Annotated in this window: 8 protein-coding genes; 4 read left to right on the top strand and 4 right to left on the bottom strand. The window is 60.2% G+C overall.

What is annotated here, in order from left to right:
- The first annotated feature begins 173 nt into the window (after positions 1 to 173).
- A complete protein-coding gene (locus tag ACZ5WW_RS16630; RefSeq protein ID WP_377166223.1) occupies positions 174 to 1,334 on the top strand; it encodes a hypothetical protein in 1,161 nt (386 codons plus the stop codon).
- 6 nt (positions 1,335 to 1,340) lie between these two features.
- Here ACZ5WW_RS16630 and ACZ5WW_RS16625 read toward each other — a convergent pair whose 3' ends face one another.
- The 4 genes from ACZ5WW_RS16625 to ACZ5WW_RS16610 all read right to left on the bottom strand — a co-directional run bounded on the left by ACZ5WW_RS16625 (position 1,341) and on the right by ACZ5WW_RS16610 (position 6,147).
- Entirely contained in the window at positions 1,341 to 2,042 is a 702-nt protein-coding gene (locus ACZ5WW_RS16625) for a response regulator (RefSeq protein WP_377166225.1), read from the bottom strand.
- Positions 2,043 to 2,062: 20 nt separating this feature from the next.
- Positions 2,063 to 3,814, bottom strand: a complete 1,752-nt coding sequence (locus ACZ5WW_RS16620) for a PAS domain-containing sensor histidine kinase (protein ID WP_377166227.1) — start codon at positions 3,812 to 3,814, stop codon at positions 2,063 to 2,065.
- Positions 3,811 to 4,860 carry an ABC transporter substrate-binding protein gene (locus ACZ5WW_RS16615; RefSeq protein WP_377166229.1) on the bottom strand — a complete coding sequence of 350 codons (1,050 nt, stop codon included), beginning with the start codon at positions 4,858 to 4,860 and terminating at the stop codon, positions 3,811 to 3,813. The genes ACZ5WW_RS16620 and ACZ5WW_RS16615 overlap by 4 nt, the downstream gene beginning before the upstream one ends.
- Before the next feature lie 90 nt (positions 4,861 to 4,950).
- Positions 4,951 to 6,147 carry a hybrid sensor histidine kinase/response regulator gene (locus ACZ5WW_RS16610; RefSeq protein WP_377166231.1) on the bottom strand — a complete coding sequence of 399 codons (1,197 nt, stop codon included), beginning with the start codon at positions 6,145 to 6,147 and terminating at the stop codon, positions 4,951 to 4,953.
- An 82-nt stretch (positions 6,148 to 6,229) separates the two neighbouring features.
- Between ACZ5WW_RS16610 and ACZ5WW_RS16605 the strand changes: the two genes are divergently transcribed.
- From ACZ5WW_RS16605 to ACZ5WW_RS16595, 3 genes are read left to right on the top strand one after another with little or no spacing between them, the layout of a single operon-like run.
- Positions 6,230 to 6,691, top strand: a complete 462-nt coding sequence (locus ACZ5WW_RS16605; protein ID WP_377166233.1) for a response regulator — start codon at positions 6,230 to 6,232, stop codon at positions 6,689 to 6,691.
- A gap of 11 nt (positions 6,692 to 6,702) precedes the next feature.
- Positions 6,703 to 6,927 (top strand): PAS domain-containing protein, encoded by a 225-nt coding sequence (locus ACZ5WW_RS16600; protein WP_377166235.1) that lies wholly within the window; start codon positions 6,703 to 6,705, stop codon positions 6,925 to 6,927.
- The gene (locus ACZ5WW_RS16595; RefSeq protein WP_377166237.1) at positions 6,902 to 10,843 is read left to right on the top strand and encodes a PAS domain-containing protein; all 3,942 of its coding nucleotides are present in this window, start codon (positions 6,902 to 6,904) and stop codon (positions 10,841 to 10,843) included. The genes ACZ5WW_RS16600 and ACZ5WW_RS16595 overlap by 26 nt, the downstream gene beginning before the upstream one ends.

Genomic DNA, 10,843 nt, shown 5'->3' with positions numbered 1-10,843 from the left:
TAGGAATTGGGCTTTCACGTTGGTGCCCCGCTGACACTCGGGCTTCAATCACCGCACACATTCTTAGCACCTGCAGTAGCATGCATTTATCTTCATCGTTGAGATCTCTCATTCCTTCGAGGCTGGGCAATCATCGCCCCCATCCCTTCGTTCTTGCCATCAGGGTTTCAGCCATGGCTCTGCTGCTCAGTCCTGCCTTCATCCCGGCCGGTGCGGAGGAGTCCTCCTCTCCTCCGCAAAACGAGCTCCATTCCTGCGCCCCTGGGCCCTGGGGGCGGGTGAGCTACTATTACTTCTACCTGGAGGCGCCTGACTATGTGGTGGAAAAGTTCCCTCTGCCCAACACGACCACGAAGTGGGTTTTTAATCTTGGCGAGCTGGACCGCGTCGAGCCCCTGCTCAGAAAAGCCGGCATGCCCCAGGAGCGCCTGGACCAGATTCTGGCCCCAAGGCGTGTGGTCAAAGACGCTCAGTACGCTTATGTCTTTCCCTCCGCCTCCGACCTGGAAAACCTGACCCCGGAAAACAGGGCGCTCATTTACACAGACCTTGCGCGCCTTCCCGCCAATGTGTTTCAGTACTCACCCGTGTTCTTTTTGACAGATTCGGTCGAGGAATGGGCCCGTGAGTCAGGGCTGCCGGCCTCCATCGTCAGCAAAATCTCAAGCCTCTCTTACAAGGCGGGCAACGCCCTCGTTTTTGCAGACATCCCCCTGCTGCTCAGTCAGGCTGAAAACATAGCCGAGGCACGCTTCATCATGCGCAAGCTCACACGCGTGCGCACTCTGATGGCCCAGCTGGAGCTTTCCAAGGAGGACTCCATTCCCGATCTCCTGAACTACTGGTCCACCGGTCTCGGCCTCCGCCAGAAAGAGCTCGAGCCTCTCATGCACGCCATCACTCATACCAAGGGGCTCTCACACCTGGACATCCTGCACCTCGTGCCCCCGCTGCCACGGAAGCTCCTCTACACCTATCCCGACATCAGCTACACTTCCGAAGGCCGCCTGCCAGACTGCCACTGGACCAGCCTCAATTTTTACAACCTCACCCCCCAGCCTTTCCTGCTGGACACACGGCTAGCCACCAGCCTGGTCAAACAGGATTTCGACAAGGTGGAGCCCCCTTATCGTTATGGCGATGTTCTCATGTTCATCACTCCAGACGGGCGCGCCGTACATTCGGCCACCTATCTGGCAGACGACCTCCTGTTTACCAAAAACGGCTCCAACCTCCTCACCCCCTGGCTGCTGATGCGGCTTCAGGATCTTTCCAAGCTCTATGATGTTGAGCCCGGCAAGGCGCGCATCGTGGGCTTTCGGCACAAGAAATAACCGCCGCTAGCCCTGCCCCAGCTTGCGTGACTCCACCCAGCGGATGGCAAACCGCGTGACTGCGGCGCCGTCTTCGAGCTTCATCTTGGTGCGGATGTTCATCCGGTGCACGTCCACCGTTTTGGGGCTGATCCGCAGCGACTCGGCAATTTCATGCGTGCCCCGGCCATCACCCATCATTTGGAAAATCTCAAACTCGCGGTCCGTCAGGGCATCCAGCCCGCCTTCCATGCGCGGCTTGCTGCCGCTCGTGTACGCCTTGAGTATCTGCTCGGAGACCGCGTCGCTCAGCCAGCTGCCCCCGGAGGCCACCTTGCGGAGTGCGGCTTCGTAAAGGTCATAGCCCATGTTTTTCATCATGTAGCCCTTCGCACCGGCCTTGAGCGCCCGGTGCGCGTAGTAGGCCTCGTCGTGCATTGAAATGACCATCATCACCAGATCGGGATGCACTGAATGCACATCCTTGATGAACTCCAGCCCGTTGCGGTCCGGCAGGGTGATGTCCACCAGCAGGATGTCCGGCATGTCGGACTCCACTTTTTCGAGCGCCGTCTTGCAGTCTGCCGCCTCCCAGCAGCATTCAAAATCCGGCAGGCTGTCGATGAAAACCTTCACACCGCCGCGCATCATGGTATGGTCATCGAGCAAGGCGACTCTCTTACGCACAGCCGGTGTTTCGTTGGAGGCTTTATGGGTGTTTGTGCTCATATGTTTTGAAACCCGAGAACTCATCGGCATGCAAGTGGCATTTCACAGACCGCCAGCGTCCCGCCTCCCGCCACATCCCGCGGCTGAAAGGACAGCACTGCACCCAGGGCGTCGGCACGTTGACGCAGCATGAACAATCCCATGCCTTTCCCCCGTGCACCCGGCGTTGGGTTAAAGCTGACACCGTCGTTCGCCACTTCCAGACGCAGCATGTCACGGTCCCTGATGAAACTGATGTCTATCCACGTGGCCCGCCCATGTTTGGCCGCATTCGTCGCCAGCTCCTGGGTGATGCGGAAAAGCAGAGCCGCCTCCTCGGTTTTCAGCACCCCGGAGTAATCCTCACACTCCACCCGGCAGCTGATGCCAAACGCACGCTCAATGAATTTGCACAGGTCGGCCACCGCGTCCGGCAGCTCCTGCGGCCCGACTGCCACAGACGCCAGGCCACGCGCAAAGCTCCTCGCGAGATCGGAGGCCTCGGCCAGCTCACGCGCCACATCCATCGCCAGCACACACTGCGGGTGCCCCTCCCGTTTCAGGCTGCCTCCCAGCACCCCGCTTTTCAGCTGCGCGGCCGCCAGGCGCTGACACACATCATCATGCAAATCCTGGCCGATTCGCCTCCGCTCGTTTTCCGCCGCCTCGACCTGCATCTTCTCCATCTCCTTTTCTGCGGTGATGATGCTGGCCATGCCCGCCACCTGCAGCAGGCCGGCCTGATTGGGGATGCGCCGGGTCGAAAAGCCGCGACAGCGGAGCCACTCGATCCTGCCCCGGGTGCGGACACGTATCTCGACTTCCTCCTCCAATGGGGCACCGCGCAGGGTCCGCAGCATTTTCAAGGCGGCCGCACGGTCCTGGCGCACCACGGCTCGCAGCCAGTCCCAGCGCCTCACCGAAAGCGTTTCAGCCGGCCGGCCAAACATGTCCTCATACGCCTGGTTCACGTAGATGTGCTCCGTGGGGTCCGGAGGCGCCACCCAGAATATGTCCCGCATGTTGGAGGCGATCTGGCTGAAGCGCCATTCGGACTCCTGCAGCCGGTGGGCTGCATCCGCGATGCTTTTGGAGATCGTCTCCAGCTCATCCCCTCCCCCGATGGATTCTGGCACCACCTCATGCGGCCCGATGTGCCTCACCTGCTCCACGATCGCCACCACACGTTCGGTGATCAGCATTTGCAGCAGGGCCCACAGCAGCAGGCAGCTCCCCAGCAGCACACAGGCCTGCGCCAGAGACTCATGCAGCGCATGGCCGACCGCGACAGCGATGAACCAGTTAAGGTCATACTCCAGCACCACCAGCCCCGTCTTCGAAGCCGTGCTCACATCCACAAAGGGGAAGACCGCAGTCAGCCGTCCTTTTTCGAGATCTTCGTGCAGCATGCCCTCACCGGACTCCTGCGCCTGCCGCATCAGGTTGGGGCTGATGGACAGCGGGCAGTTCCAGATCGAAACACCGCGCCACTGCTTGCGCGTGGCATTGCAGATGATGTCGCTGCCGTCAGAGATCACCCCCAGTCGGAGATCCGGATTCACCGAGGCATAGCTGATCGCCAGGTCGGCCGATTGTGAAAGGTGCCGTCTCAGAAAGTGCTGGGCAAAGCTCGACAGCCGCGTGCCCTCCTCATAAGCCTGCAGCCGCATCTCTTCAAAGCGCCCGTTCACATCATGCTGGTACTGCCTGCTGATGTTCAGGATGATCATCAGAAGACCAAACACCATCACAATCGCGGAAACCCGGAACTGCAGGCTGAAAAAACGCTTCACGGGGCTTCCTCCAGAAACTCAGAAGTGAACAGGCCGCTGACCCCGACCTCATGCTGCAGCATGCCCATTCGCAGCATCTCCGCGCTCATTTTTTTCAGGCACTCCTCCAGCCCGCCAGTTTTTTGGCTGAACAGCCGCCTGTTTTCCGCTGCGCCTGGCAGGTGCATTTTTTGCAGAGCCCGCTGCCACTGCTCCATCGTCAGGCCTTCGCGCCGCAATGTGGCGTCCTGGTCATTTTGGGCGTCCAGCGAGCCTGCCTGCGTGCTCAGTCCCAGGCAGGCGGACACTAGCGCACGCAGTTCGTGCGGGTAAGCCCGCAGCACCTCATCGCTCACCACCAGCACGCGGCTGCACTCCAGATCCATCTTGCCCGAGTCATAGACCACCGTGGCGCCTTTTCCCGTCAGGCGCGTGTACCACGGGTCTGCTGTCACCACAGCATCTATCCCCCTTTCCTTAAACGCAGTCTCTGTCTCCGCCAGATTGAGCGGGACCACCTCCACATCCTCCAGCGACATCCCGCTCGCCGCCAGCGCATGCCTCAGCAGGTACTCGCTCGAAGACCTGAGCTCCACACCGATGTGCTTGCCCCTGAGGCTCTGCATCGTGGGCGGCGCAGCCTGCCTGTTGCTTGCATCCGCCCCTTTAGGCTGGCGGTGTTCATCCCAGCGCCATCGGTGCCCCGCATGGGCCATGATCGCGTCGGACCCCCTGGAAATGCCAAGGATCATCACCGCACGTGGCATCGCGCCATCAGCCTCCAGGCGGATCAGCTCATCCAGAGTCACCACCGCCGCATCCACCACGCGCTTGCGGAATGCCGTCAGGACCGCCGTGGACCATGACATCTCGACCAGATTGATCCGGAGGTTGTTTGCCTTGCTGGCATCGCAGGCCATGACCAGACGCTCAGACCCCGGCCAGATGTTGACCGCCACCGTCAGCGGCCTTTTATGCTCAGACTCCGGCCATAGCAGCCCTGCCGCACACAGCAGCACACCCAGAAATGCGGCGGGAATCATGCGGATCTGGATGGATTTGCTCATGAGAGCTCCCAGTATCCTATCTTTTCTGCTCGCAGACCAGCTTAATGCTTCCAAACGCCCACAGCTAAAGACCTGCCTAAAGACACCGGGCTAACCACGCGCCAGACGGATGTGGTCCGAAATGATGCGGTCCAGCTCCCGGACTCCAAACGGTTTGTTCAGGTAGGCAGTGGCCCCCGCAGCCAGACATTTCTCTTTGTCCGCCGCACTCGCATGACCGGAAAGGCTGACAATCGCGATGCTCCGCGTCCTGGGATCTGCAGAAGCACGGATCTGCCGGATGGCACTCAGGCCGTCCACCACCGGCATGCGTACATCCATCAGAATAAGATCCGGCAGCAGAGCGCAGGCCTGCTCAATGGCCTCACTGCCATCCCGCGCCGTAATCACCTGGAAGCCGACGCTCTCGAGATAGTTCTTTGTGACGAAAATGAGCGCCGGCTGATCATCGGCGATCAAAATGGTGGGCTGGCGTGAAAGCGGTGGCGGCGGTGCTTCTCTGCACGTCGCCTCGTCACCAAGGCGCTCTTCCCGCACCGGAACCGTCGCCGAAGCCAAAACCATCGGCAGGCGGATCGTCATGCGGACTTCCTGCCCGGCTGCCTCTCCCACCTCAAAAGTGCCGCTGTGCAGTTTCACCAGCCGCTGCAGCAAAGCCATGCCGATGGGCTTGACCTTCCCCATCCTTTTCAGGAGGTGATGCGGTTCAGGCACAGGCTGGCTGATGCCGCCCAAAGTCTGAAGCTGCAAAACGCCCTCACCATAGCTCACGCGAAACCTGAGCCGGCCGCCTGTCTGCATGGATAAAGCAGCCGCCGAAAGCAGCTCCGTCATGATCTGCTGCAGCCGGTTCACATCGGCAAACACCGTCAGCTCCGGTGGCACCACCTCGGAACTGACCTGAATGGATCGCGACTGCACCAGCCCCGCAACCACGGCCAGACTGCCGGCACACTTGTCAGCCACCAGACATGGGGTCTCAGAGAGCACGGACACCCCCGCTTCAATTTTGCCCAGATCCACCACGTCGGCGATGAGCTGGAGCAGCTGACGTGCACTGTCCTGAATGGCCGCGACAGCTTTTTTCTGCGGACTCTCCAAAGGCCCGTAGATCCCCTCCAGCAACGTTTCCACCTGCGCTGTGATGTTCGCGAGCGGATTGCGTAGCTCATGCCCCATGCTGCCGAGAAATTCATTTTTCTCCGCAGCCGAGCCCTCAGTAAAAGAGAGACCCGGTCTGACCGGGTCATCCTGCCGAGCTTTAGGCGAGTCTAAATCAATATTCATTATCGTGCTTCACCGCCACAGGTGCCAGATTTGCTGTATGCTATTGCTGATTTCAGTCATAACCAGAAAATAACGAGCATTCATGCAGCAGGCAAATTGCCATTCCAATCGTTCAGGAAAATCCGGGGTGATCCTGCTTGTGGAGGACCATGATCTCTACCGTGACGTCGTTCGCGCCGCCTTGGCCAGATATCTGCCCCAGTTTGATCTTCTGGAGGCAGACTGTGTGGCGGCAGCGCTCCCCGTCCTCCATTCCCACCACGTGGACATTATGGTCATCGACATGACCCTGCCGGACGGATCCGCCATTGATCTCATTGAAAAAAGCGGATATTTCATCCAGCAGGGGATCAAAGTCATCGTGCTAAGCAGCCATTCCAGCGCCGATATGCTGCCAGTCTTGAGCCGTAGCGACGTGCATGGCTTCGTCTCAAAGGAGCAGGGCTTGAAGACACTGGCAGACACAATCACCGCCTTGCGCCCAGAATCGGATGAAATGGCATTGGAAAAGGTTTTGTTAATGACTGATCCTACTTCTGCATGATCATTCCATCCATGAAGACCGGCGCGGCCAACGATGATATGGGCATCAAAGGGCAGGGCGACTGGTTCCGCAGCGTTTTTGACTGTCTCAATGATGCTGTTTTCATTCACGACGTCGTCACGGGTGACATCTTGGAAGTCAACCAGCGCGCCTGCGAAATGTATGGCTTCGACGCTGATGAAATGCGGCGGCTTTCCACAGCAGCGCTCAGTGCCAACACCCCCCCCCTACACTGAGGAAGAGTCGCACCACTGGATGCGCAAGGCCGTTGAAGAAGGCCCGCAGCTCTTCGAGTGGCAGGCACGTGCCCGCTCTGGACGGGTGTTCTGGGTGGAGGTGAGCATGCGAAAGGCCGACATCGTCGGCAAAGAAAAGCTGGTCGTCACCGTTCGGGACATATCCAAACGCAAGCATGCTGAAAGCGAGCTCAGGCGCAGCGAAGAACGTTTCCGGACCGTGCTCGGAAATTCAAAGGACCCGGTCTACTGCCTCAGCCTGCCCACGCTCACGTATGATTACATCAGTCCTGCGGTGGAGCAGGTGCTGGGCTTCAGCATCGAGGAATGCATCGCCGGCGGGCTTCGCTTCATGCTGTCGCGCATCCACCCGGAGGACTACGAGTCAGAGCGCGAACGGCTGGAAAAAGTCATGTCCCGTGACCTGAGCGGTGATTTCCAGCCCGTGCTGGAATACCGCTTCAAGCACAAAAATGAAACCTACCGCTGGATCAGTGACAACCGCTCCATCGTCAGAGACAGCGAAGGCAGGCCGGTGGCCATCATTGGCAACCTGCGTGACTTCACCACGCGGCGCGAACAGGAGGAGGCGCTGCAGCAGCAGGCCCATGCCACACTCCTCTACCACCTGGAAAACACTTCCCTCGCGCTCGTGGAGTGCGACACCAACAGCCGCATCTGCCGCTGGTCCCCCCAGGCTGAAAAAATCTTTGGCTGGACCGAGACAGCCGTCATGGGAAACGATCTCGCAGCCTCGAACTTTGTTCACCCCGAGGACTTGCCGCGGGTAAAGGCCACACTCGGCCGGCTGCTGGACCGCTCCGAATCCCGCAACACCTGCATCAACCGCAATTTCACCAGCGACGGGCGCGTGATCGTCTGTGAATGGCACAACTCCGCCCTCCTCAACGAAGAAGGCGAGCTCCAGTCCATCCTCTCCCTGGCTTCAGACATCACCGTGGAGAAAAAAACGGAGGAGGCCCTGCGGGCCATGGCCGAAGGTGTGGACGCACGCAGCGGCGAGACCTTCTTCCAGTCGCTCTGCCTGCAGATGGCCCGCACCGTTGAGGCCAAATATGCCACGGTGGCCATGCTCCTGCCAGAGCGCGACCGGATGGTCAGGACTCTAGGCTTCTGCGCAGACGGCAAAGTGCTGCCAAACAAGACCTGCTCCCTGATCGGCACCCCATGCTACAATGTGACCAGCGGCGAGATCTGCTACTATGGCAGCAATGTCAGAGCGCATTTCCCGGACGACCAGATCCTGCAGGAACTGGGCGCAAACAGCTACATGGGCATGCCCCTCCACGCCACCGACGGACGCGTCATAGGCATGATCGCGGTTTTCAGTGACAATGCGCTGGACCATCGGGAGCGTCTGCAGGCCATGTTTCAGCTTTTTGCGGTGCGTGCCGCCGCAGAAATGGAACGCCACCAGGCTGAACTCGCCCTGCGGCAAAGCGAAGAACGCTACGCACTCGCAGCCACCGGCTCCACCGGCGGTGTCTGGGACTGGGACATCCGTACCGGAGGCGTTTACTACTCCGCACGCTTTCGTGAACTGCTCGGCTACAACCACGAGGAGTTTCCAAGCCTGTTTTTCGCCTGGGAGCAAAAAATGCACCCCGATGACCTGCCCCTGGTGCGTGCGGCCTTGGAGAGCCATCTGGAGCAGCATACCGAGTTCTGCATCGAGTACCGCATCCTGGTCAAATCCGGCGGGTATCGCTGGTTCGAAGCCCGCGGCCAGGCCTTGTGGGACAAGCACGGTGAGCCCTACCGCATGGCAGGATCCGCGCTGGACATTCACGAACGCAAGCTGGACGAGCAGCGGCTGCTCCGCCTGAACCGGCTGCATGCCATGTCCAGCAGCATCAACGAGGCCATCGTCCGCATCCGCGAGCCCCAGCTGCTCTACGAGTCTGCAGTCAGCATCGCCGTGGAGAAGGGCAACATGAAGATGGCCTGGATCGCCTTCTACGACGAAGCCTCTCAGAGCTTGAAGCCCGCCGCCTGTGCCGGCAGCCATCAGAACTACCTGGACGGCCTCACGCTCATCATACGCGGAGACCACCCCTCAGGCCAGGGCCCGGCGGGCCGCGCATTCAACAGCGGCACGCATCAAATTTCCAATGACATCGAGCACGACGAAACGTTCTACTTTCGGGAGCGGGCGCTCGAGCGCGGGTTCCGCTCCTGCGCGGCCTTCCCCCTGAAGCCAGGCAACGTTCCTGTCGGGGTGCTGCTCATTTATGCCGACGAACGCGACTGCTTCCAGGAAGAGGAAATACGCGTGCTCAGCGCCTTGGCCAACGACCTCTCCTTCGCCATGGAAACCGTTGAGCGGGAGAAGGAGCGCCAGCAGGCCATCGAGGCGCTGCGTGAAAATGAGCGCATGATTTCAACCCTGATGGGCAACCTCCCTGGCGCCGCCTACCGCGCTCTCATCGACGAAAAATGGACGCTGGAGTTCATCAGCGAAGGCTGCCTGGAACTCACCGGCTATGAGGCCGAGGTCTTCGCCAGCAACGGCGAAGTCTTCTTCGCCGACCTGATCCACCCCGAAGACCGCGAGTATGTGCGGCAGTCGGTCTCCGAAGCTGTGGCCGCCGGCAAACGCTTCGAGGTCAGCTACCGCATCCGCACGGCAGAGGGCGCGGTCAAATGGATCTGGGAGCGCGGCCAGGGAATTCCCTCCGAGGACGGTGTGATACGCCACATCGAAGGCTTCATGACTGATGTGACGGAAAAGCGCCGCATGGAATCGCAGTCGCTGCGCAATCAGCGCCTGGAAAGCATCGGCACGCTCGCCGGCGGCGTGGCGCATGACTTGAACAACGTGCTCACGCCCATTTTGATGTCCCTCACAATTCTGCGCATGAAACTGCAGCAGCCGCGGGACATCGAGCTGCTCAATGCCATGGAAAACAGCGCCAACCGCGGCGCCGAAATGGTGAAGCAGATCCTCAGCTTTGCGCGCGGCGTCGAAAGCCGCAGCATGCGCCTGCGGCCTCAGGATGTGCTGCAGGAAATCGAGCAGCTCATCCACGAGACCTTCCCCAAGTTCATCAAATGCCGCATCTCCTGCCCTGAAGAGATCTGGAACGTCGAAGGAGACCCCACTCAGCTGCATCAGGTGCTGCTCAATCTCTGCGTCAACGCCCGGGACGCCATGCCCGGAGGAGGTGAGCTGGACATCACCATGAGCAACGTGGTCGTCGATGAGCAGTTCGCCAGCATGCACCCGGACGCCAACATGGGGCCTCATGTCGTCTTTGAAGTGCGGGACACCGGTACCGGCATCCCCCTCGAAGTGCGGGACCGCATTTTCGACCCCTTCTTCACCACCAAGGAAATGGGCAAAGGCACCGGCCTCGGCCTTGCCACCACCCTGGGCATCGTCAAATCCCATCATGGTTTCATCGACCTCACAAGCCGCATGGGCAAAGGCACCGTGTTCCGCATTTATCTCCCCGCCAAGACAGACATCGAACACCGGGAAATCCAGGCGGCCGAGCCCAAGCGCAGCCTTGGAAAGGGTGAGCTGATCCTGGTCGTGGATGATGAAGCCGCCATTCTGACCGCCACCAAGCACACCTTGGAGGCCTTCGGCTACCGTGTCGTCGCCGCCTGTGACGGCACAGACGCCATCGCGACATTCCTGAAAAGCCCCGAAAAGCCCATCGCTCTCATCACAGACATGATGATGCCCAACATGGACGGACCGACGCTCATCCAGGCCCTGCTCAAAATCCATCCCGAACTGCCGATCATCGGCGCCAGCGGCCTCAGCCATCAGATGCAGGCGCAGGTCAACAGCCTGGGGGTGAAGCATTTCCTGCGCAAACCCTACAACGCCGACGCCTTGCTGGAAGCGCTGGGAGATGTCCTGCAGCAGTCACGAAAAGCGGCCTGA

Source organism: Prosthecobacter fluviatilis, from assembly GCF_055388355.1.
Note: the sequence above shows the minus strand (reverse complement) of the source record. Positions and strands in the feature narration are given on the sequence as shown.